Annotated in this window: 19 protein-coding genes; 6 read left to right on the top strand and 13 right to left on the bottom strand. The window is 57.8% G+C overall.

Annotated elements, in window-relative coordinates; genetic code table 11:
• Positions 1-44 precede the first annotated feature (44 nt).
• The 3 genes from G5168_RS02330 to manA all read right to left on the bottom strand — a co-directional run bounded on the left by G5168_RS02330 (position 45) and on the right by manA (position 7,029).
• A complete protein-coding gene (locus G5168_RS02330; protein ID WP_421251797.1) occupies positions 45-2,447 on the bottom strand; it encodes a GH92 family glycosyl hydrolase in 2,403 nt (800 codons plus the stop codon).
• A gap of 55 nt (positions 2,448-2,502) precedes the next feature.
• The gene (locus G5168_RS02325; protein WP_335843681.1) at positions 2,503-5,199 is read right to left on the bottom strand and encodes a GH92 family glycosyl hydrolase; all 2,697 of its coding nucleotides are present in this window, start codon (positions 5,197-5,199) and stop codon (positions 2,503-2,505) included.
• Between the two features lie 639 nt (positions 5,200-5,838).
• A complete protein-coding gene (manA, locus tag G5168_RS02320; RefSeq protein ID WP_421251796.1) occupies positions 5,839-7,029 on the bottom strand; it encodes a mannose-6-phosphate isomerase, class I in 1,191 nt (396 codons plus the stop codon).
• 116 nt (positions 7,030-7,145) lie between these two features.
• On the opposite strand from manA, the gene G5168_RS02315 reads away from it, so the two are divergent.
• Together G5168_RS02315 and icd are read left to right on the top strand one after the other, a co-directional pair.
• A complete protein-coding gene (locus G5168_RS02315) occupies positions 7,146-8,021 on the top strand; it encodes an AraC family transcriptional regulator (RefSeq protein ID WP_005347181.1) in 876 nt (291 codons plus the stop codon).
• 156 nt (positions 8,022-8,177) lie between these two features.
• A complete protein-coding gene (icd, locus tag G5168_RS02310; protein ID WP_005347179.1) occupies positions 8,178-9,431 on the top strand; it encodes an NADP-dependent isocitrate dehydrogenase in 1,254 nt (417 codons plus the stop codon).
• Positions 9,432-9,503: 72 nt separating this feature from the next.
• On the opposite strand, the gene G5168_RS02305 is transcribed toward icd, so the two are convergent.
• From G5168_RS02305 to G5168_RS02290, 4 genes are all read right to left on the bottom strand, one after another.
• The gene (locus G5168_RS02305) at positions 9,504-9,680 is read right to left on the bottom strand and encodes a hypothetical protein (RefSeq protein ID WP_005337712.1); all 177 of its coding nucleotides are present in this window, start codon (positions 9,678-9,680) and stop codon (positions 9,504-9,506) included.
• Between the two features lie 496 nt (positions 9,681-10,176).
• A complete protein-coding gene (locus G5168_RS02300) occupies positions 10,177-10,353 on the bottom strand; it encodes a hypothetical protein (protein WP_005347176.1) in 177 nt (58 codons plus the stop codon).
• Between the two features lie 279 nt (positions 10,354-10,632).
• On the bottom strand, positions 10,633-11,082 hold the full coding sequence (locus G5168_RS02295) for a C40 family peptidase (RefSeq protein WP_216953259.1): 450 nt from the start codon (positions 11,080-11,082) through the stop codon (positions 10,633-10,635).
• A 193-nt stretch (positions 11,083-11,275) separates the two neighbouring features.
• Positions 11,276-12,184 (bottom strand): hydrogen peroxide-inducible genes activator, encoded by a 909-nt coding sequence (locus G5168_RS02290; protein ID WP_216953260.1) that lies wholly within the window; start codon positions 12,182-12,184, stop codon positions 11,276-11,278.
• 146 nt (positions 12,185-12,330) lie between these two features.
• Here G5168_RS02290 and G5168_RS02285 point away from each other — a divergent pair, with 146 nt between their 5' ends.
• On the top strand, positions 12,331-12,933 hold the full coding sequence (locus tag G5168_RS02285; protein ID WP_216953261.1) for a peroxiredoxin C: 603 nt from the start codon (positions 12,331-12,333) through the stop codon (positions 12,931-12,933).
• Between the two features lie 181 nt (positions 12,934-13,114).
• On the opposite strand, the gene G5168_RS02280 is transcribed toward G5168_RS02285, so the two are convergent.
• The 6 genes from G5168_RS02280 to G5168_RS02255 all read right to left on the bottom strand — a co-directional run bounded on the left by G5168_RS02280 (position 13,115) and on the right by G5168_RS02255 (position 19,311).
• Positions 13,115-14,080, bottom strand: a complete 966-nt coding sequence (locus G5168_RS02280; RefSeq protein WP_216953262.1) for an alpha-L-glutamate ligase-like protein — start codon at positions 14,078-14,080, stop codon at positions 13,115-13,117.
• A gap of 3 nt (positions 14,081-14,083) precedes the next feature.
• Complete coding sequence (locus G5168_RS02275; protein WP_227342369.1) at positions 14,084-15,622, bottom strand: inactive transglutaminase family protein; 1,539 nt, start codon at positions 15,620-15,622, stop codon at positions 14,084-14,086.
• A gap of 3 nt (positions 15,623-15,625) precedes the next feature.
• On the bottom strand, positions 15,626-16,414 hold the full coding sequence (locus G5168_RS02270) for an ATP-dependent zinc protease (protein WP_227342371.1): 789 nt from the start codon (positions 16,412-16,414) through the stop codon (positions 15,626-15,628).
• Between the two features lie 52 nt (positions 16,415-16,466).
• Positions 16,467-17,444, bottom strand: a complete 978-nt coding sequence (gene cmoB / locus G5168_RS02265; RefSeq protein ID WP_042056497.1) for a tRNA 5-methoxyuridine(34)/uridine 5-oxyacetic acid(34) synthase CmoB — start codon at positions 17,442-17,444, stop codon at positions 16,467-16,469.
• Positions 17,441-18,187, bottom strand: coding sequence for a carboxy-S-adenosyl-L-methionine synthase CmoA (gene cmoA, locus G5168_RS02260; RefSeq protein WP_069529805.1), 747 nt, complete (start codon positions 18,185-18,187; stop codon positions 17,441-17,443). Before cmoA ends, cmoB begins: the two co-directional genes overlap by 4 nt.
• 275 nt (positions 18,188-18,462) lie before the next feature.
• Positions 18,463-19,311: a DUF72 domain-containing protein gene (locus tag G5168_RS02255; RefSeq protein WP_227342372.1), complete on the bottom strand. Its 849-nt coding sequence runs from the start codon at positions 19,309-19,311 to the stop codon at positions 18,463-18,465.
• A gap of 162 nt (positions 19,312-19,473) precedes the next feature.
• Here G5168_RS02255 and G5168_RS02250 point away from each other — a divergent pair, with 162 nt between their 5' ends.
• The 3 genes from G5168_RS02250 to G5168_RS02240 all read left to right on the top strand — a co-directional run bounded on the left by G5168_RS02250 (position 19,474) and on the right by G5168_RS02240 (position 22,367).
• On the top strand, positions 19,474-19,725 hold the full coding sequence (locus tag G5168_RS02250) for an FmdB family zinc ribbon protein (protein WP_005337686.1): 252 nt from the start codon (positions 19,474-19,476) through the stop codon (positions 19,723-19,725).
• Between the two features lie 32 nt (positions 19,726-19,757).
• On the top strand, positions 19,758-21,524 hold the full coding sequence (aspS, locus tag G5168_RS02245) for an aspartate--tRNA ligase (RefSeq protein WP_157162313.1): 1,767 nt from the start codon (positions 19,758-19,760) through the stop codon (positions 21,522-21,524).
• A gap of 102 nt (positions 21,525-21,626) precedes the next feature.
• The gene (locus tag G5168_RS02240; protein ID WP_005337681.1) at positions 21,627-22,367 is read left to right on the top strand and encodes a YebC/PmpR family DNA-binding transcriptional regulator; all 741 of its coding nucleotides are present in this window, start codon (positions 21,627-21,629) and stop codon (positions 22,365-22,367) included.
• Positions 22,368-22,874 lie beyond the last annotated feature (507 nt).

The raw sequence follows: 22,874 nt of genomic DNA, 5'->3' as shown, positions 1-22,874 counted from the left end.
GGAGATGAAAAAGCGGCAAGCCGGGTGGCTTGCCGCTTGTAGAGTTACGGGGTCGGTTGCTGGTTGGTCATCACAAAACGCAGCTCACCACCGGGACGGATCTCGCTGTGGGCGAAGGTGTTGTACTGGTTGAGTGGCTTGCCATTGATGGTGACCTCTTTGACATAGAGGTTGTCCGGGCTGTTGTTCTGCGCTACCACGTTGAACTGACCGTCGGGCAGGTTGATGGTGACCTTGTCAAAGATGGGACGACCGATGGTGTAGGTCGGGTCGCCCGGGGAGATTTGATAGAAGCCCATGGCACTCATGATGTACCAGGCCGACATCTGGCCGACGTCTTCATTGCCGATCAGGCCATCCGGGGTGGTTTTGTAGAACTCCTTATAGACCCGGTCGAGGTACTCCTGCGCTTTCCAGGGCTGGGCGGTGCGATTGTAGAGATAGATGACGTGGTGTGAGGGCTCGTTGCCATGAATGTACTGCCCGATGTAACCGGTCATGTCCCGATGTGCTTCGCCCCCGTTGGGGTCGGCGTTGAACAGGTTGTCGAGCTTGTCGTTCAGTCCCTGCTGGCCACCCATGATCTCGGTCAGCTTGTCGAGATCCTGCATGAAGGACCACTGCCACTGCCAGGCATTGCCCTCGGTGTAGTAGAAGGCATCCGACTTGTAGGGATCGAAATCGGCCGCCGCGTATTTCAGGGCGCACGGGTCACCGTTTTTCAGCTCGGTCGGTACGAAGAAGCCTTTGCCATCGGCATTGCCAGCCTGGGGATCCCAATGTTTGAGCGAGTTGTAGGATCGTGCCTTGAACTCCTGATAGGTAGTCATGTCGCCCGCGGCTTTCGCCATCTCGGCGATGGTCCAGTCGTAGAAAGAGAACTCCAGCGAGTAGGAGACCGAGTTCCAGTTGGGATAACGGACGCACTGCTCTTTCTCGTGATAGCTGAGCTGACCGGCCATCAGCGAGCTCAGGATGTCGTCATGGATCTGCGGGTAATCGGCAGGCCGGTAGTGGGCCGATTTGACCGAGGCTTCCAGTGCCTCTTGCGCATCGATCAGCCCCTTGGTCACCGCATCGGCAAGGATGGCCGCCGAGGGGTAGCCAATCATGGTGCCGGTTTCCGAGCCGTGGCCTTCCCATTTGGGCAGCAGGCCGAACTCCACGTTGGATTTGCGGATTAGATCCTTGGCGTAGAGAGTCGCCTGTGGCGGGTCCATGATGGTCCACATGGGGTGAACGGCGCGGAAGGTATCCCAGGTCGAGTAGATGGAGTAGTTGGGGGTATCGCCAGGTTGCAGGGTGCGCAGGGTGCCTTGCATATCAAGATACTTGCCATCCACATCGTAGAGCTCGATAGGGGCGATCATCATGTGGTAGAGAGCGGTGTAGAAATTGGTCTTCTCGGTCTCCGTCCCCCCTTCGGTTTTGAGTGTTGCCAGCTTTTCGGCCCACGCGTATTCTGCGTCTGACTTCACCTTGGCAAAATCAAAGGTGGGGGCTTCCGCCTCCAGATTCTTCTGTGCTCCTTGCCAGCTCACCGCCGAGATACCGACCCGGATCTCGAGCGGTTGGTCACCCTGGCCAAAATTGAGGTAGGCGGTCAGGTCATCCCCTTGATAGACGCTGTTGGGGCGCATCTCCCGGGTGGGCATCTTGTCCTGCTCGCCCAGCATGGCCCTGGCCACAGGTTGGTTGAATTTGGCGTAGAAGAAGATGTTCTGGCCCTGATGGTTCTGTCCCTGGAACCAGCCAGTGGAGGTTTTGCGGCCACGCAGGGTGTACTCATCCACCACTTCGATTTTGTTTTTCAGCGATTGGCCGTTGTTGTTCAGCAGGGTATGACCCAGATCGAATTTCACATTCCGATCCGCTCCTTTGGCGAAGGTGTAACGGTGCAAACCGACTCGTTTGGTGGTGGTCAGTTCAACCTCAATCTCCCCCTTGTTCAGTCTGGTTTTGTAATAACCGGCGCTGGCGTGCTCATTGGTTTTGTCAAAGGCGTTTATCTGGGCGTCGGCCATCTCGGCGTAGGGCAGTACCAGAATGTCGCCCAGATCGGTGGCGCCGGTGCCGGAGAGATGGGTATGGGAGAAGCCGTAGAGCGGAACATCGGTTGCGACGATCTCGCCCGTGAGGTAATTGGAAGAGTCCCAGTAGCCGGAGGCTGAGTGCCAGGGGTTGAGTCCGCTCTCGTGATCGGTGTTGGAGCCAATAAAGGTATCCGGCGAGAGCTGCACCATGCCGGCAGGGCGGGTGGCACCGGGGAAAGTGTGGCCTGATGCGGCGGTGCCTATCATGGGGTCAACGTATTTCAGTACCGACAGATCGACAACCGGAGTTACCGGTTTCTCGATAGCGGTAGACTCGCTCTCACTGTTGCAACCGGCGATGCCACCGGTCAGTGCGGCAATCACCGCAAGAGAAAGAAGATTGCACTTGAACATGGTCATTCCATTTTTGAGTGGTGATGGGGGAGGAAGTCCTCCCCCGAACAGGTGATTAACGGGAACCGGCAGGCAGGTCGCCTTCGTGCAGGAAGGTGCCGATACCTTGCGCGGGCGGCAGATCTTCCGGCTGGCTGCCCCAATTCTGGTTGGGGCTATCGCCCATCACGAATTCAAGCTTGCCGCCACTGAGGATTTCCTCATGGGTGAGGTAGCTGCGATTGAACTCGCTGCCATTGAGGCGAGCGGACTGGATGTAGATGTTGTCGCGGCTGACATTCTGGGCCGTGACGGTGAACTGTTTGCCCGCACCCACATCGAGCGAGGCGGTTTCGAACATGGGGGTGCCAATCTCGTAGATGCCGGAGGAGGCATTGACCGGGAAGAAGCCCAGCGCCCGGAACACGAACCAGGCAGAGAGGGTGCCAAAGTCATCGTTGCCACAGATGCCGTCAGGGGTGTTCTTGTAGCAGACGTTGGTGGCTGCCACGATGGCGGCCTGTCCCTTCCAGGGCTGTCCTACGTAGTTGTAGAGGTAGGGCACATGGATATCGGGCTCGTTGCCCTGCACATGCTGTCCCACGTTGCCGGTGTTGAATACCGGGAACTGGTTGTCGCCAGCGTTGCGATCCGGATAGGTGCTCCAATACTCGTCCAGCCGTTTGGCAAACAGTTCGCCCCGTTTGGCCTGAGGATTCTGGGTCTGGTCGAAGCGGGTCATCAGATCGACCAGGCCATGAATGTCATGTTGAACACTGAAGGCGTATTGCCAACCGTTGGACTCGGCGAATGACCAGTTGAACATGTCGGGGCGCCAATCCTTGCCCACTGCCCGGCCGGTTTTCGGGTCTACCCAACCGGCATCAATGAAGTTGCCAGCGTAGTCGCGGGCCTTGAACCACCCCTTGTACTGCTTGCCGCCAAAGTCAAACTGCGCCTGCCAGTTCTTGGATCGATCGGCAAACTCCTGATAGCGGGGGTCACTTTCGCCAAATACTGCCTTGATCGATTGGGCGATCGCCCAGTCATTCATGGAGTACTCCAGCGAGTAGGATGAGGTCCAGGCATCCTTGAAGGGGGAGTGAGATTCCCAGTCATTGCCCGGCGGTGTGTCATGCAACTGGGCAGGTACATAGCCTTGCTGCTCGTACTCCTTGATCCAGGCGACCCCCTGGCTGGTGGCTGCGCGGGCGTCGGTGATCATGGCGGTCACCAGTCGCTCCTTGATCTCCTGACGTTCCGCATCGCTGAAGCCCAGCGCGATCATCCGTCTGTCCAGCGAGCCTTTGGAGAGTACGTCGTGGATCACCGGCGTGGAGTGCATCCCCATCATCATGCCGGTCTCGTTACCCTTGAAGGTCCACTCCGGCAATCTGCCCTTGCGCAGGTTGCCCAGATCGTCCATCCACTCCTCCTCGGCGTAGGAGAGCATGGAGAGCACCACATCGGCGAGGCGATCCGGCTCCAGCAGTGACGAGAGGGGTTGTACTGCGCGGTAGGTGTCCCACAGGGAGAAGGTGTCGTAACGGGTAAAGTCCGCTTTGCCATCCCGGTTGGCATCGGCGGTGCGAACCGACTCCTTGAGGGTATCGATCTGCTCGCCCCACGGTGTGTTGCCATCCGGATAGGCGTTGCGCCCCTGATGCACCTGGCGGTAGCGCCCGTCCAGATCAGAGTGAATGGTCTGGCCCAGATAGGTGTGGTAGAGCGCGGTATAGAAGGTCTGTTTGTACTCCTCATCCCCACTGACCCGGATCTTGCCCAGCTCCTTTTCCCATTTTTGGGTCGCAGCCTGACGGACATCGTCAAACGACATATTGGCCACTTCGGTCATGTTGAGTGAGGCGCCAGCGTTGCCATCCCGGCCGATCTCGACGTTGGAGAGGGCTACCTTGGCCTCGACGACCAAGCCCGCCGCCGCGGTATCAAATTCCACATAGGCACGCGCGTACTGATATTTGCCACGGGTCTCGTTGCCGATCTCGGTGGTGCCTTCCGGCAGGTCCAGATAGCGGTTCTGGTCTTTGTCAAAGTAGGCGAAGCGGATGTTTTTGATGGGCTGGTCGAACTCCATCACGAAGAACTCTTTCTGGCTGGGGGCCCAGCCGTCAGAGAAGCGATGGCCCTCGATCCGGTTGTGGGTTTTGTCCCATTTCAGATAGGAGTCGGAGGTGTAGTCCCAGTTGACCTTGAAGCCGAGGTTGACCACGATTTCCGATTTTTTATCTTGCGGGAAGGTGTAGCGATGAACCCCCACCCGATCTGAGGCGGTCAGCTCGGCCTTGATCCCGTAATCCTTCAGATTGACCTTGTAGTAGCCCGCCGTTGCCTCTTCATCCTTGTGGCTGTAGCGGGAGGCCTCCAGATTCAGTGAGGCCGACCCCTCGTTCAGCATGAAATTGGAGCGTGAGTTGATCGGCATCACCAGAATATCGTTGAGATCTCCAGCTCCGGCGCCCGAGAGGTGAGTGTGGGAAAACCCGGCGAGGCGGTTGTCGTGGTAGTAATAGCCGGAGATATATTCCCAGCCATTGGCCCCATTATTGGGCGACAGCTGCACCATGCCATGCGGGGTCGTGGCGCCGGGATAGGTGTTGCCTAAATTACCTGTGCCGATGAACGGATTGACGTAACGGGAGACGTTAGTCTCTTTATTGTTATCGACAGCGGTATCCGAGTCATTTTGACAACCGGATATACCAACCAGGCCAGCCAGTACGGCACACGCGAGCAGGGAACGTTTCAGTTTCATATTTGTCGCCACAGGTTAATGAAAGTAGGGTATCGAACGTATAAAAACAGATAATGCAGAACGCCGGGCCAGCCAATGAATATCTGCCGGATGAGAGAGCCATCTGCATGTATTACCCCGACTGTCACTGGATATAGAGGGTGACGGGGGGAATATCAGCCAGATAAAATGGATCGTGAAAACGATCTGGCCATACAGGCGGAAAAATAAATGCGCAGAAAAATAACAGGCACCCAGAGCCTGATTTAAAAAATCGCCCCTTACACTTATGAAATAAGTGGCTGAGCTGTGTTACATCTGGAATATATAAATGCTCTTAAATGTTTTTCCTGCTGCCTGTAAATTAACGGTTTCTATTATTTCGTTGATTAATATCCTGGGACAGAGGAAAAAAATGGCATTAACTGGATTTTTATGACGTGTGGGGAAGGGTGTGAGCTGGCTCGCATAACTGCAGGGTGGCGTGACCAGGGAGGCTAAATGATATTAATCATTATAAGTCAGCGTGTTATTCTTCGATGTTGAGTTAAATGACCGATTTTGTGAGTCGTACCGGGCTCCACATGGTCAGATGAGCTGAAAAAAAGGGCCCTGCTGGGCCCTTTGAACAGAGGGTGATGAGCCGATGGCCCACCAGGATCAGCGGTTGCTGGCGCGGGCAAAACGCCCTTCAGCCGTCACGCGATAATCGCTGGTGCTGGCGGGTACAAATGCAGATTGCCCTATGGTCAGTGTCAGACGCTCGCCATCCTGGCCAATGAGGGTGATGGGCCCATCGATGGCGAACAGGATCTCGGCATTGCCGGTGGTGAGGGCATGTTCGCCTGCGCCATATACGCTGAAGGTGAAATCCGGTACCGGCACGTCGAAGTGCTGTACTGTGCCTTCCATGCGAGGGGTGAGCAGGATCTGGTCGTCCGGTTTGGCGACACAGCGGGTGCAGGCCAGCAGCTCCGGCACATCCATGTATTTGGGGGTCAGACCGGCACGCAGCACGTTGTCGGAGTTGGCCATGATCTCGAGGCCAGTGCCGTGGATGTAGGCGTGGGGGGTCTGGGCGTCGAGGAACATCGCCTGACCCGGCTCAAGTGTTACCACGTTGAGCAGCAACGGCGAGAAGAGCCCCACATCCCCCGGGTACTGGTTGGCCAGCTTGCTGATGGTGGCGAAAGTCTCTTCATCCTGATGGGCGGCGGCATAGGCCAGCAGGCCAGCCAGCGCCTCGTCCTTGCGATCACCGCTGAGGATCAGCAACTGGTGGAAGAAGTGCTGCAGGCCAGCTTCATCCTGTGACTGGCGAAGCGCCGCGGTCAGGTCGACCAGTGCGGGCAGCGCCATGCGATCGAACAGGGCCAGGATGGCCGGGATGGCGCGAAAGCCGTTCATCGCCTGATAGCGGGTGAGGGCAAAGACCAGCTCCGGCTTGTGGTTCGGATCCTTGTAGTTGCGGTTGCTCGCCTTGATATCGATGCCTGCGGCTTCTTCTTTGGCAAAACCGGCTTCGGCCTGTGCCTTGCTCGGGTGTACCTGAATGGAGAGGGCTTGCTCGGCGCAGAGCACCTTGAACAGGAAGGGGAGTGAGCCGAAACGAGCCTGGGTAGCTTCGCCCAACATGGCGGTGGGGTTGGCGTCAATCAGGCTGGATAGCTTCACGGTCTCGCCTGCCAGGGTCACTTCGGAACAGCCATTGGGGTGAGCGCCCATCCACAGTTCAGCTTGTGGTTTGCCTTCGGGATTTTTGATGCCAAACAGCGTGGTCAGGGAATCACGACTGCCCCAGACATAATCCTGGATCGGGTTGCACATTAGAAAAAACGGCGGGTAGCTCATGGATGGCTCCTTGTATCAGAACGATTTTTTGGGAATTTCAGTCTGGCGCGGACTATAGCATGGCAGGGGCAGCGCACCGCAATCGGTTGCTCTCTGCATCTTGATCAGGATCATTCATGAGTATCATCTTTACCCAGCTGTTGGACGGCTTTCTAAGTGAGGGGGGAGGCTTTGAGAAGGTGTTGTTTGCCTCTGACAAAGGGGTGCCTCCCTGCTTCAGTTATCAGGTCAATTTTCCGCGTCTCGAGCTGGTATTCAGTGGCCACTATCTCAACCAGATCTGGTCCCCGGAAGGGGATGTGCAGTCGGTACAGATGGGGCCGCGGGAGGCGATGTACATTCCCCCCAACGGCTGGAACAAGCCGGATTGGGACAATGACTGTTCCGTGCTCAGCCTGTTGTTCGGCAAGCGTCAGATAGGGTTCAGTCTGGTGAGCAAGCACAAGGGAGACACCGGCTTCTTCGATGTGCAGAAGCACAGTATTCAGGCCGGTGCCGGACGGGCGCTCGATCATATCCTGCTCTCCCTCAACACCCTTGCGCAGGAGCCGATAAGGGCACCGATGGACAATCACCTGCTGCAGGCGCTGCTAAGTTATTCACGGCAGTTGCTGGTGGAGTCAGAGAGCGGTCGTCCTCGTGGCTCCGATCTTTTTCACGGCATCTGCATCTACATTCAGGAAAATTTCCACCGCCCCATCAGTCGCGAATGCATCGCCGCCCGCTTCAATCTCTCCCCCAGCCATCTCTCACGCCTGTTCCGCCAGCAGGGGCACATGCGGCTAGCGGACTACATCAGCTGGGTGCGGCTGGAGCGGGCCAAGTTCATGCTGAAAAAGTATCGCTTCCGTCTCGAAGAGGTCGCCAATCGCTGCGGGTTTACCGACGTGAACTACTTCTGCCGGGTGTTCAAACAGAAGACCGGCTTGACCCCTTCCCAGTACCGTTCCCTGAGTCAGCCGCAGGCGGCGGCCAGCGAGCTGGAGGGATAACGGGGCGGGGTCGGCAAGGCGTTGTGACGGTGCACTGGCGGGTGGCTACCTCTTTGGTCTGACATGCTTTCTTGTCGTTTTATTATGAAAATGAATGGGCTAAGATGGCCGCGCGCAACAAACAAGTTGATAACAAACGGAAGTTAGGAGATGCCGATGGAAAGCAAAGTAGTAATCCCGACCCAGGGTCAGAAAATCACAGTCGATGCCAACGGCAAGCTGCAGGTTCCCAACCATCCGATCATTCCGTTTATTGAAGGGGATGGCATCGGTGTTGACGTAACCCCTGCCATGTTGAATGTGGTGAATGCTGCGGTCGAGAAAGCCTACAAGGGCGAGCGCAAGATCGCCTGGATGGAGATCTACACCGGCGAGAAATCGACTCATGTCTATGGCGAAGGTGCCTGGCTGCCGGCCGAAACCCTGGATTTCATTCGCGAATACTGCGTGGCCATCAAGGGCCCGCTGACTACTCCGGTCGGTGGCGGTATCCGCTCCCTCAACGTGGCCCTGCGTCAGGAGCTGGATCTCTACATCTGCCTGCGCCCGGTGCGTTACTACGACGGCACCCCGAGCCCGGTGAAGCGTCCTGATCTGACCGACATGGTGATCTTCCGCGAGAACGCCGAAGACATCTACGCCGGTATCGAGTGGAAGGCCGACAGCGCCGAAGCGAACAAGGTAATCGCCTTCCTGCAAAACGAGATGGGCGTGAAGAAAATTCGCTTCCCCGAATCCTGCGGGATCGGCATCAAGCCGATGTCCAAGGCCGGTACCGAGCGCCTGGTGCGTGCCGCCATCGAGTATGCCATCGACAACGATCGCGACTCAGTGACCCTGGTGCACAAGGGCAACATCATGAAGTTCACCGAAGGTGCCTTCAAGGATTGGGGTTATGCCCTGGCCCAGAACGAGTACGGAGCCCAGCTGATTGACGGCGGCCCCTGGTGCTCCTTCAAGAACCCGAAAACCGGCAAGACCATCGTCATCAAGGATGTCATCGCCGACGCCTTCCTGCAGCAGATCCTGCTGCGTCCGGCCGAGTATGACGTCATCGCCTGTATGAACCTCAACGGTGACTACATCTCCGATGCGCTGGCTGCTCAGGTGGGCGGTATCGGTATCGCGCCGGGTGCCAACATCGGTGATGGCGTGGCTCTGTTCGAGGCAACTCACGGTACTGCACCGAAATATGCCGGTCAGGACAAGGTCAACCCGGGCTCGCTGATCCTCTCCGCCGAGATGATGCTGCGCCACATGGGCTGGGTCGAAGCGGCCGATCTCATCATCAAGGGGATGGAAGCGGCGATCCGCAACAAGACCGTCACCTATGACTTCGAGCGTCTGATGGAAGGGGCCACCCTGCGCTCCTGTTCCCAGTTTGCTCAGGACATGATCGACCAGATGTAATCTGCTGCTTGCCAGAAACGCAAAACCGGCGCCATGTGCGCCGGTTTTCTTATCGCGAAAGAGTGCAGGGGCTTATTGCGCCTGCTCTACGTGTTGCTGATAGCGTTGCTGCCATTTGCTGGTTTCTGCTTCATCACCCTGGGCCTTCCAGAAGGCGCAGATGGTGTTGGCAAGTTCCGAAGCCATCGCGTGATCTCCGTCACGTCGGCTCATCAGATAATCTCCCAGCCAGCTTTGATATTGTTTCATTACCCGATCTCCTTATCTCATGTGCCCTTGAAGGTGCCCACCTTGACGGGAGCCTGTCGGCTCATCTTGGGGGGAACATCATCAGGCATGATGGTGCAAAGTCACGACCCGGGCAGAGAGCCCGATGGGCAATCTGGCGGCGAACGTGACGCGAGATGTCAAAAAATGAGCGCCATTTTAGCACAAACTGACCAACTTGGGGAAATTGTCGCCATGGATTGCGACAGAACTGCCCATCCCCTTGTTCTCAAAACAGAAAACCCGCCGTGAGGACGCGGTTGGTTTGGATGAAACCCGGGGAAACAGGGTGGGGAACCCTGTTGTGTCCGGTTGCATCGACGAGCTCGACACTTGGTTCTGGATGAGCACTGTCATGGACTCAAGAAATGGTAGAGGGGGCATGCAAAAGGGCGTTATGCGGGAACTGGCTATGCGCGAAGCAATAGGGGGCAGCCTTGCTGCCAACAGATGGCTGGCAGCAAGGTGACGGTCGGGATCAGGTGGTCTTTTCCAGATGGTTCTGGTAAATCTGCTGCCACTTGTCCAGTTCGGTTTCATCTCCCTGTTGTTGCCAGAACTCGCAGATGGAACTCGCCATCTCGCATGCCATGGCGTGGTCGCCGTCACGGCGACTCATCAGGTATTGCCCCAGCCAGTTTTGATACTGTTTCATTGGATGATCTCCTTATCTATTTAACCCTTGATACTGCTGCTGTGAGCCACCCGTCCGGCAGTGCTGTCACAGCCACTTTCGCTGCTTCGCTTATTGTCAATCAGGACAGATAGCGTATGAGAAAAGCGCGAAAGTGCTAAAAATTGGCCACCACCTTATCACAAAATGGTATGAAAGGCAGGTTTTGGGGCCAATTGAGTTTTCAGTGCAGGGGATTATCTCGACCTGGCGACCGGGATTGACGGAGTCCAGCAGTATAACGGGCAGGTGTTTGAACCTTTACTGGGTTACCCGACGGGCTTGCCAATAGCGGCTGTTCCAGTAGACATTGTCGAGTCTCGAACGGATTACACCCTTGCTCGTGGAGGCGTGGATAAACTCGCCGGCACCGGTATAGACCCCCACATGGTACTGCTGCCAGCCGGTTTTGAAGAAGACCAGATCCCCGTGTTGCAGCCGGTAGCGATCCACCGGTTTGCCGATACTGGCCTGGGATTCGGTGGTTCTTGGCAAGTTGACTCCCAGCACCTGATTGTAGGCGAGCTGGGTGAAGGCGGAGCAGTCGAGTCCGGCGCGGTTGGTGCCGCCCATCCGGTAGGGGACGCCACGCCACTGCTGGTAGAAACCGTCAAAGGCACTGCTCTGCTGACGGGGCGGCGGTGGCTCTGGCGTGCTGGAGCAGGCGGCCAGCAGCAGGGTCAGCAGGGATAGCATCAGCTTGCGGTACATCGGAGAGCTCTCCACAACGGGGTCTACCAATAGAGACGTCTGTTAACCGCCACCCCGGACAGAATGTGGTGACGGCCGCCAGTGGCGTGACAACTTTTCCATCATAAACAGGGATCTGGCTTGATACCTAGTCCCGCAAGGAGAAAATGCGGCAAGTGAGCGAAAAACGCCAGCCTGCGGCTGGCATTCGGGGTCAGTGGGCGGGATTGATCAGTGGGGTAAGCAATTCGGCCAGCTTATAGAAGGTTTGCACCCGGGTGGTACTGGGACGCCAAACCATGCCGATCTCGCGATAGGATTTTTCCCCCGGCAGGGGAATGGCGACCAGATCCGAATTGGCAAGAATGCCGGCGTCGATGGCCATCTGAGGCAGGAAGGTAGTGCCAAGTCCCGCCTCGACCATCTGCACCAGAGTGTGCAGGCTGGTGGCGGCAAAGGGATTGATCTTGCTCTTGTCCCGCAGACGGCAAGCGCTCACTGCGTGCTCGGTGAGGCAGTGCTCCCGCTCCAGCAGGAAGATGCTCTGGTTTGGCAGCTCCTTGTAGTCGAACGGGGTGTGCAGACCGGCCGCCATGCTGGCGGGCATCACCATGTGGAACGGATCCTGGCCGACGGTCTTGCAGTGAAAACCACCGATCTCGATGGGGAGGGCGAGGATCAGCAAGTCGAGCTGACCTTGTTCCAGCTGTTTGAGCAGATTGCTGGTGGTGTCTTCCCGCAGTAACAATTCGAGGTCAGGATAGGTTTTGCTGCATACTTTCAGCAGTTTGCTGAGCAGGAAGGGGGCGATGGTGGGAATACAGCCCAGACGCACGGTCCCCTGCATCACACCACCCTGGTGTTGACCTAGTTCCATCAGATCTCGCGCATCGGAGAGCAAATTGCGAGCGCGCTCGACGATTTCCATGCCGACCGGGGTCATAATGAAGCTCTTGTGGTCCCGCTCCACCAGTTGCAGGTTCATCATCTCTTCCAGCGTCTGGATCCCGGTACTCAGGGTCGACTGGCTGACATGACAGGCCTTGGCGGCGCGGTTGAAGTTCTTGTGCTCGTCGAGAGCGACCAGATATTGCAGCTGTTTGAGGCTGGGCCAACGTTGCATAGGAAAATCCGATTAATGCTATCTATTTAATTTGATTTAACTAATCTACCACCGGGTCTATAGTTTGTCGCTTGAATTAGACGGACTAGGCTCTTGGTAGCCCAATCCTGACTGGATTGTTCACTTCACTTAAAGAGGAATTGAATATGGTATTGGTAGGCCGTCCCGCACCCGATTTTACCGCCGCAGCCGTTCTGGGTAATGGCGAGATCGTTGATTCGTTCACCCTCTCATCCCACATCAAAGGCAAGGCAGCCGTCCTGTTCTTCTATCCGCTCGACTTCACCTTCGTCTGCCCGTCCGAGCTGATTGCCTTCGATCACCGTCTGGAAGAGTTCAACAAGCGTGGCGTGGAAGTGATCGGTGTTTCCATCGATTCCGAGTTCTCTCACAACGCCTGGCGCAACACCAAGATCGAAGACGGCGGCATCGGCCCAGTCAAGTACCCCTTGGTGGCCGACATCAAGCACGAGATCTGCAAAGCCTATGATGTCGAGCACCCGGAAGCCGGTGTGGCGTTCCGTGGCTCCTTCCTGATCGACAAAAACGGTGTTGTTCGTCACCAGGTAGTCAACGATCTGCCGCTGGGTCGCAACATCGACGAGATGCTGCGCATGGTGGATGCCCTGCAGTTCCACGAAGAGCACGGCGAAGTGTGCCCGGCTCAGTGGGAGAAAGGCAAGAAAGGCATGACCGCCTCCCCGGATGGCGTTGCCAAGTATCTGTCCGAGAACGCCGCTTCCCTGTAATCGGGTCTGCGTGCCGGATAGTGAAAAACCGATGCCCAGGCATCGGTTTTTTTATGGCCGTTGTTTGGCTGTCTGGTTCTGTCCCATTGCTCGGCAGGATTGTCGTTGCCGGCAGCGCGCCGATAAACGGCAGTCATAAAAAAGCGCGCCCTTTGGCGCGCTTTTGACATGGGGGGCGGGACTACTCGTCAAAGATACCGAAGTGTTCTTTGGCAAAGTTGACCCGCTGCGCCACGCTCATCTTGACCTGTCCCAGCTTCTCGATGGTCTTGAGGTTGGGCACCAGGCCACGACCGTTGGCGATTTGAATGGCCAGACCCGGGCGGGCGTTGAGCTCCAGCAGCATGGGGCCGCGGAACTTGTCCAGCACCATGTCGGTACCGATGTAGCCCAGACCAGACATCTCGTAACAGGAGGCGGCCAGGGTGAGCAGGGTATCCCAGTGGGGTACCTTGAGCTCATAGAGGTCGAGGCCGGTATCCGGGTGGTGTCGCAGCGGATTGCCAAACTGCACCGCCCGCAGCGCGCGGCCGGTACGCAGGCACAGACCCACCCCAACGGCGCCCTGGTGCAGGTTCGCCTTGCCATCGGAGGCCGAGGTGGAGAGGCGCATCATCGCCATCACCGGGAAGCCTTTGAAGATGATCACCCGGGCATCGGGCACCCCTTCGAACGAGTAGCCGTCGAATACGTCATCGAAGTTGATAAGGCCTTCGACCAGCGCTACGTCTGGCTTGCCACCAAGCGAATAGAGCCCCGCCAGAATGTTGGAGACATGGCGCTCCAGATCCTGGCCGTTGCAGGCGCTGCCGTTGGGTTTGTAGAAGAGACCATCTTCCTGACGGAGGATCACCAGGATCCCCTTGCCGCCAGAGCCACGGGCCGGCTTGATGCAGAAGCCCGGCCAATCTTTTACCAGCTCGGTGATGCGACCTACATCGTGCTGGGCACGGATGGTGCCGATCAGCTCAGGCACCGTCACGCCTGCATCCAGCGCAATTTGCTTGGTCTGCAGCTTGTCATCCACCAGCGGATAGAGGCTGCGCGGATTGTAGCGGCTGATGTAGGAGTGGTTGCGCTTGTTCATACCGAGGATGCCTGCCTGCGACAGGCTCCACGGAGTAGTGTACTTTTCCCAGAACCACATCTGTTACTTGTCCTTACCCGGGGTGGCGCCAGACTTGATCTCGTCCACCAGCGGCTTGAAGCGCTTCAGCTCACTCAGCTTGTAGCCGGTGTAGTTACCCATCAACAACACGGTCGCCATCAGTACCAGCTGCAGGCCGAGGAAGTTGAACGTGAGGTGACGGATCAGTTCGTTGTCCATGGCCAGATAGGCGATGATGGCCACCAGCAGGGAGCCACCGCCCTGACGGAACACCTCTTTCGGGCCCTCTTCTTCCCACAGGATGGACATCCGCTCGATGGTCCAGGAGAGGATGATCATCGGGAAGAAGGTGATCTTCATACCGTCGGTCAGCCCCAGCTTGAAGGCGAACGCGGAGAAGATACCGATCATCGAGATAACCATGATGATGATTGCCGATATTCGGGCGACCAGCAGCAGGTTAAGCCGAGATAGATAGGAGCGGATGATGAGACCGGTGCCGACGATCAGCAGGAAGCCGATGAGACCGGTGATCAGCTGGGTCTGGATAAAGGCGACGGCGATCAGCACCGGCATAAAGGTACCGGAGGTCTTGATGCCGACAATCACGCGCAAGAACACCACCATCAGCACGCCGATCGGGATCAGCAGCAAGCCCTTGAACAGGGTCTGCTCTTCCAGCGGCAGGCTGTGGATAGAGAAGTTCATCATCTCTGATTTTTCAAACTTCTGGGCCAGCGCCACGCTGACCGGCTGCTCCTGCTCGATCATCGAGAAGCTGACACGGGAGTTGTGACCACCGGTCACATCCAGCAGGGCGCCGGAGTTGTACTCCCACAGCAGCAGGTTGGCCGGACGGCCCTGTTCACCGGTTTGCGGGTTGAACAGCTTGTAGTCGGTCGGGCTGTTGAATACCTGCAGGTAATCCACCAGCTCCTGACGACGGCGGCCATCTTCCAGATTCAGAGCATGCACCACGCGGGTGGGGACGTCAGCATTGTTGAGCAGCTCGGCGATCAGGTTGGCACGGCTCTTGTGCTTTTTCAGCAGCTCGGCGTTCTGCTCCTGCTTCTCGATCTCCTTGATGATCTCGCGAGTCAGGGTGTAGCCGTCGGCAGAGCGCTCCTGGGCCCGCTCGAGGATCTGCTTCATCGCGGTGGCATAAGGCTCACTCTCGATCTGCTTCTCGATGGCAGGCGGCTGCGGATTGGCGGCCGGTTTGGCATGGGCATCTGCCATCATGTCGACGCGGTAGTAGAGCTCCTGACGGCCGGAGGCGGTGCGGATGGACCACTCGGCGCGGGCATCGCCATCTTTCTCGACAAAGGAGAGGCCGTAGCCGGGGCTGGCGGCGTTCTCGTTCATCAGGGTGAAACCGGGCTGGGTGCCCGGAATGGCCAGGGAGGCGATCACCGGCTCACCGGTCGCCTCAAACTCCAGCTTGGCTTCGATGGACCAGATCTGGCGCTTTTCACCGGGCGTCAGCGGCACATCCAACGCGATATGGTGATAGATCGTCATCCCCAGGCCGACAATGTACAGCAGGGCTACCAGCAAATAGAACGGCTTACGGGAAACCATGGATTATTTCACATCCTTGAGCTTGGGTTTGGGTTGGATATATTCGCGGGCCACATCAACCACGGCGATGTCTTTCAAAAATTCGCGACCCAGCAGCACCGGGAAGGTCATGTCGCTGCGGTCCTTCAGGGTAAATTCGGCTTTCTCGGTCATGTCGCCAATCCGTACCGCCAGACGGACCACCGGACGGCGGTCGAGATCGTCGGCAGAGGCCTGACGCACCCGCACATGGCGTACCAGCGGCGCTTCGATCTGGATCTTGTCATCCACATCCTGATGACTCAGGAAGAAGCGCACCCAGTTTTTGCCATTGCGTTCGAAAATGGTGATCTCCTGGGCACTGATGGAGGAGGTGGTCGCACCGGTATCGACCCGCGCCTGGAAGGCGTCGTTGGCGGCATCAACCCAGATCCACTCCGCTTCACCGACCATCAGCTTGCCATCGATGGTGTGGCCCTGATTGGGGGCCGGGCACTTCTCGGTGGGGATGGCCATCGGTTTGGGTGGCTCGGAGGGGAGAGCTGCGAGCTTGTGATCTACTTGCTTGACGGACTCTTTCATATTGGTGACATCTGTGTTGAGCTGAACCAGCAGGTGCTGTTGCTGCACATACTGCTTCTGTTGCTGTTCCATGGATGTTTGCAGGCGCAGCTCGCTCTGGCTCAGCTCGCTACGAAGCTCGGCCAGCGTCAGAGCGGGAACCTGAGGCGTTTTTTCCATATTGACACACCCGCCGAGACTGAGCAGGGAGAGCAGGGTCATTCCTTTTAATTTGCTTTTCATGTCATTCATTTAACTGTGCTTCCTGGAATTGGGTCAGTGTAACTTCCACAAGCGCCACCGGCTAGTCTTTGGCCTTGCGGGCAATCAGTACGGCACGTTTCGGCGCCGGGTGTCCTTCTACCGTGAGTGCCGGATTGTCTGGATCCAGATAGTCACTCAGGGATTCATTAATCATCCAGTCGGTACGACGCTGTTCGTCGGTGCTGGTCATATTCTCGTCTACTATTCGCACGTCGGTGAAGCCGCAGCGCTCGACCCATAGCTTGAGGGCGCGGCTTGAGGGAATAAACCAGACGTTGCGCATCTTGCCGTAACGATCGGTGGGCATCAGCACGTCGTTGACACCGCCGTCAATCACTAGCGTCTCCAGCACCAGCTCGCCATCATCTTTCAATTGATTGCGCAACTGCTCGATGTGCTCGATGGGGGATTTGCGGTGATAGAGCACTCCCATGGAGAAGACGGTGTCAAAGGCACGCAGCTCCGGCAGCTCCTGAATACCGAGCGGCAACAGGTGGGCACGCTGATCATTGCCCGCGAAGTGGCGAATGGCCTCGAACTGGCAGAGGAACAGCGGACTCGGGTCTATGCCGACTGCAAGCCGAGCCCCTTCACCCACCATGCGCCAGAGGTGGTAGCCGCTGCCGCAACCCACATCCAGCACGTAACGTCCTTCGAGCGGGCTGATATGGGGCAGCACCCGATCCCACTTCCAGTCAGAACGCCACTCGGTATCGATGTGGATGCCGTGCACGGTGAACGGCCCCTTGCGCCAGGGCATGAAGTGGCGCAGCAGGCTTTCGACCTTCTTGCGCTCCCCTTCGCCCAGGCTCTCGGCCGAGCCAATCTCGACCCGGCTTTTCAGCTCGACGTTGCCGGGGGAGACCACCGGCAGCTTGTTGAGAGCGCGGTTCCAGCGCGGCAGGTCGCCATGCTGGTTGTCATGTTGCCAGGCGTGCAGCTGGGCGGGCAGGGTATGCAGCCAGTGGCTCAGCCGGTTTTTGGCAATCAGTTGATAGAAATTGGCAAAGTCGATCATGGCTGGGCGTCGCTGGATTTGATGGCAATCATGGAGCCGAAGTTAAAGCACTGGAACCAGAGATCCTGATGGACGAAACCGGCGTCCCGTAGGCGAGCCTGATGCACCGGCAGGCTGTCGGTGCGCATCACGTTCTCAAGGGCGGTGCGTTTCTGGCTGATCTCCAGCTCGCTGTAGCCATTGGCCCGCTTGAAGTCGAGGTGCAGATCGATGAGCAGCTCGTTGACCGGTTCATCTTCAAAGCGGAACTTCTCGCTCAGGATCAGGATCCCGCCCGGGCGCAGACCATCGTGAATGCGCTGGATCAGGGCAGCACGCTTTTCGGGCTCGACAAATTGCAGGGTGAAGTTGAGCACCACCACGGAGGCGTTCTCGATCTCGATGTCGCAGATATCTGCTTCCACCAGCTCCACCGGCACCTCGGATTTGAAACCGGAGAGGTGGGCGCGGGCGCGCTCAATCATCGGGTGGGAGAGATCCACCGCGGTGATGCGGCAGCCGGACTGGCTGACATGGCGACGCATCGCCTGGGTCGCGGCGCCCAGTGAGCAGCCGAGATCATAGAGTCGGCTCTCGGGTTGGGCGTAGCGGGCGGCCATCATGCCGATGGCAGAGATGATGTTGCTGTAACCCGGCACCGAGCGCTGGATCATATCGGGAAACACGTCGACGACCTGTTCGTCAAAACAGAAGTCACCCAATCGGGCGATCGGGGCGGCAAAAATTTGATCTTTGGTATGCATGCTGGCGCAACCTGACAGTCGGGACATCACCCGGCTGTATTGTTCAATTGAGTCGTTGGGTGACACCCATCAGAGTAGATTTATCACCTGTTTACGAACGGGGTGGCTGGTCGTGAAATCCTTTGGACCTGTCCTGTTCGTACGGGCCATGTTCCGGACCCTTACTTGGGGCGGTAGTGTAGAGGATTGATGGCCGTTTGTCTTGACGCCAGGGCTTGCCACGCCACAAAAAAGCACTTTTTTTGCAGCGAAACGATGGCCGCAGAATGGGTTGGCTAAAAGCGCAGCACTCCCTGCCGTGCGCGATCGTTTTCCCCTGGCCAGGGGGCCATCTCCTGCTCCAGCAAGCGGGTGATCTGGCGGGCCAGCTCAGGTGCCTGGGCGTTGTCGGCAGTATGTATATAGAGGTAGAGATCCTTGCCCTCGGAAAGCCACTGGCGCCAGTGGGGGAGCCAGCTGGGCAGGAAGGGGTGATTGGCCGCCGGATCCGGCAGGCCGATAAAGCGCACCATGGGGGCGTTGGCGGTGGCCAGCAGATGTACCGGCAGGCGTGGCTTCTTGCCCTGGGCATCGACAAGGGCTGGCGTGGTTGCTTGCACCGAGAAGAGTGGCCGGCTGTCGAGCATCACCCGGTTGATGCCTTGTTCCATGAGCAGCCGGTTCAATGCTCGCTCGGCCTCCCCCTTGGCGAAGAAGTCAGGGTGACGCACCTCGAGGGCGTAGCGAAACGCCCGTGGCAGCCGCTCGATAAAGGCCGCCAGTCTGGCCAGCCCCTGTGGCCCGAAACGGGCGGGCAACTGCAGGGTGAGCAGCCCCAGCTTGTCGTGCAGCGGGGCGAGCAGGCGAATAAAGTCGGCGACTTGTTTGTCTGCGCTCACCAGATCGCTCTGGTGGCTGATGGTTTGCGGAAATTTGAAGTTGAAACGAAAATGATCGGGCACCGCATCGGCCCAGCGCTGTACCGTGTCCGGTGTCGGCAGGGCGTAGAAGGTGGTGTTACCCTCCACTGAGTTGAACACGGTGGCGTAGTGGGCGAGGTGTTCGGCAGGCTTGGCGCCAAGGCCCAGTAGCTGGCCGGGCCAGCCGGGGTGGGACCACTGCGGCAGGCCCAAATAGAGGCTCATGATGGCTATTCTCTTCACTCTTGGTGCATTCGTGCCGATTTTTTACCCGCTTTTTGCCATCGAGTGCAAAAAACTGGCGAAAGGAGGCTGCTGGCCATTTTACCCAAAAGGGGGTTTTCCTCTATAATGCCAGCCCTTTTGTTTTTCAATTTCTTGTGACCCATGCCTATCTACGAATATCGTTGCGACGTCTGTGGCCATGAATTGGCAAAACTGCAAAAGCTTTCCGATGCCCCCCTGACCGACTGTCCGGCCTGTAGCAAGCCGAATCTGGTCAAGCTGATATCGGCGGCAGGCTTCCGGCTCAAGGGAACCGGATGGTACGAGACTGATTTCAAACCGGGTAAGAAAAAGAATCTGGCCAGCTGTGAGACAGACGGTGCTTGCCAGTCGTGCCCGGCGGCCCAAGGTTAACCGTCTCTCTACAATTTCGAAGGAAGAAGTCCATGCGCTCTATCTATTGCGGACAGGTCAATGAGGCCCATGCAGGGCAGACCATTACATTGTGCGGTTGGGTTCATCGTCGTCGTGATCTCGGCGGTCTGATCTTTATCGATATGCGCGACCGGGAAGGGATCGTTCAGGTGTTCTTCGATCCGGACAAGCCGGACGCGTTCGCCCTGGCCTCCGAGCTGCGCGGCGAGTTCTGCATCCAGGTGACCGGCGTGGTGCGCACCCGTCCCGAGTCCCAGCGCAACAGCGACATGGCCACTGGCGCCATCGAAGTGTTCGCCCACGAACTCAACATCATCAACCGTGCCGAGCCGCTGCCGCTGGACTTCAATCAGGTCAACAGCGAAGAGATCAGCCTCAAGTATCGTTACCTGGATCTGCGTCGTCCCGAGATGGCCAAGTACCTGAAGACCCGTGCCAAGGCCAGCGCCTTCGTACGCCGCTTCATGGACGAGCACGGCTTCCTCGATATCGAGACCCCGATGCTGACCAAGGCCACCCCGGAAGGTGCCCGTGACTATCTGGTGCCGAGCCGCGTGCACAAGGGCAAGTTCTACGCTCTGCCGCAATCCCCCCAGCTGTTCAAGCAGTTGCTGATGATGTCCGGCTTCGATCGCTACTACCAGATCGTCAAGTGCTTCCGTGACGAAGACCTGCGTGCCGACCGCCAGCCGGAATTCACCCAGATCGACGTGGAGACCTCCTTCATGACCGCGCCGCAGGTGCGTGAAGTGATGGAAGAGATGATCCGTAAACTGTGGCTGCACATCCTGAACGTGGATCTGGGCGACTTCCCGATCATGACCTTTGACGAAGCCATGCGTCGCTACGGCTCCGACAAGCCGGACCTGCGTCTGCCGATGGAGCTGGTCGATGTGGCTGATCTGCTGACTGCTGTCGAGTTCGCCGTGTTCGCGGGCCCCGCCAACGATCCGAAAGGCCGTGTGGCAGCCCTGAAAGTACCGGGTGGTGCCGAGCTCTCTCGCAAGCAGATCGACGAGTACACCAAGTTTGTCGGTATCTACGGTGCCAAGGGCCTGGCCTGGATGAAGGTCAACGAAGCGGCCAATGGCATCGAAGGCGTGCAGTCTCCGGTTGCCAAGTTCCTCTCTGACTCCATCGTGCGCGAGATCCTGGCCCGTACCGGCGCGGCCGACGGCGACATCATCTTCTTCGGTGCCGACTCCAAGAAAGTGGTTTGCGATGCCATGGGCGCCCTGCGTCTGAAAGTGGGCCGTGATCTGGGTCTGCTGGAGAACAGCTGGAAGCCGCTGTGGGTCATCGACTTCCCGATGTTCGAGGAAGATGGCGAAGGCGGTCTGGCTGCCATGCACCACCCCTTCACCGCGCCGAGCAACATGAGCCCGGCCGAGCTGAAAGCCAACCCGGTGGGTGCTTACGCCAACGCCTACGACATGGTGATCAACGGTTACGAAGTGGGTGGCGGTTCTGTCCGTATCCACAACAGCGAGATGCAATCCACCGTGTTCGATATCCTGGGTATCACCCCGGCCGAGCAGCGCCTGAAGTTTGGCTTCCTGCTGGATGCGCTGAAGTACGGCACCCCGCCGCACGCCGGTCTGGCCTTCGGTCTGGACCGTCTCAGCATGCTGCTGACCGGCACCGAAAACATTCGGGACGTCATCGCCTTCCCGAAAACGACCGCGGCCGCCTGTCTGATGACAGACGCCCCCAGCCTTGCCAACGCCGCCCAACTGGGTGAGCTGGCGATTGCAACCACCGTCAAGGGCGACGAGTAAGCCGATACCGGCACCGGAGGCCGCCGCCGTGCGGCCTCTGTGTTTCCCTTGGGTTAGTCATGATCAGTGTTACTGACATTTAAAAAATAACGGAGAGTCTCTATGGCAGGTCACAGTAAATGGGCCAACATCAAACACCGCAAGGCCGCTCAGGACGCCAAGCGTGGCAAGATCTTCACCAAGCTGATCCGCGAAATCACTACCTCCGCGCGTCTGGGTGATGCCGATCCCGCCAACAACCCGCGTCTGCGTGCTGCGGTGACTGCCGCCCTGACCAACAACATGACCCGCGACACCATCAACCGTGCCATTCAGCGTGGCGCCGGTGGTGGCGATGGCGAACAGCTCGAGACCATCGTATACGAAGGTTACGGCCCGGCTGGCTCTGCCGTGATGGTAGAGTGCCTGACCGACAACCGTAACCGTACCGTAGCCGAAGTGCGTCACGCCTTCAGCAAGTGCGGTGGCAACCTGGGTACCGACGGCTCCGTTGCCTATCTGTTCAGCAAGAAAGGTCTGCTGACTTTCGTGGGCGTAGACGAAGATGCCCTGATGGATGCCGCGCTGGAAGCGGGCGCCGATGACGTGGTCACCGAAGAGGATGGCACCATCGAGGTGTACACCACCCCGAACGACTTCGGTACCGTGCTGGATGGTCTGGAAGCTGCCGGCTTCAAGGCCCAGAGCGCCGAAGTGACCATGATCCCCTCCACCGAAGCGGAGCTGGATGCAGAAACTGCACCCAAGCTGATGCGTCTGATCGACATGCTGGAAGATCTGGACGATGTGCAAGAGGTGTATCACAACGGCTCCATCTCCGATGAAGTCGCTGCGACCCTCTGATCGCTGAATCGTGCTCTCCCGATGGCAGCCTGATGGCTGCCATTTTTTTATCTTTGCATCGTGGCAACTGCTGATGTGTCGGTTGAGCAATCGGCGCAACAATTCTCTTCACTGACAATCTTTCCCGTTTTCTCTGCGAATTATCATTGCTCTGTCTCTGCCAGTTGGTTGGCCCTGTACGTATGCCAGTCGCAGTTCTGCTGCATTGCGTTAGCGAGGCTCCGCTTATCCTGTTTATCACACCTTTAGCTCTTGAGATGGCGTTGACTGCTCATATCTGCCCGTCAGGGTAATTCGTTGGGGGTAGGGGATAGGAGGTGATGGAGTGTGCTCTTGTTATCACAGGTGCCCATCAATACAGAGTGACAGGTTGGGATGTTGATAGCGGATTGGCTGGGGCGAGTTGGTTAGTTGGTTAGTTGGTTGGTTGGTTGGTTGGTTGGTTGGTTGGTTGGTTGGTTGGTTGGTTGGTTGGTTGGTTGGTTGGTTGGTTGGTTGGTTGGTTGG

It is taken from the genome of Aeromonas sp. 600724 (assembly GCF_049175135.1).
In the GTDB taxonomy this organism is placed as follows: domain Bacteria; phylum Pseudomonadota; class Gammaproteobacteria; order Enterobacterales; family Aeromonadaceae; genus Aeromonas; species Aeromonas veronii_A.
This window is presented reverse-complemented; position numbering and strand designations above follow the sequence as displayed.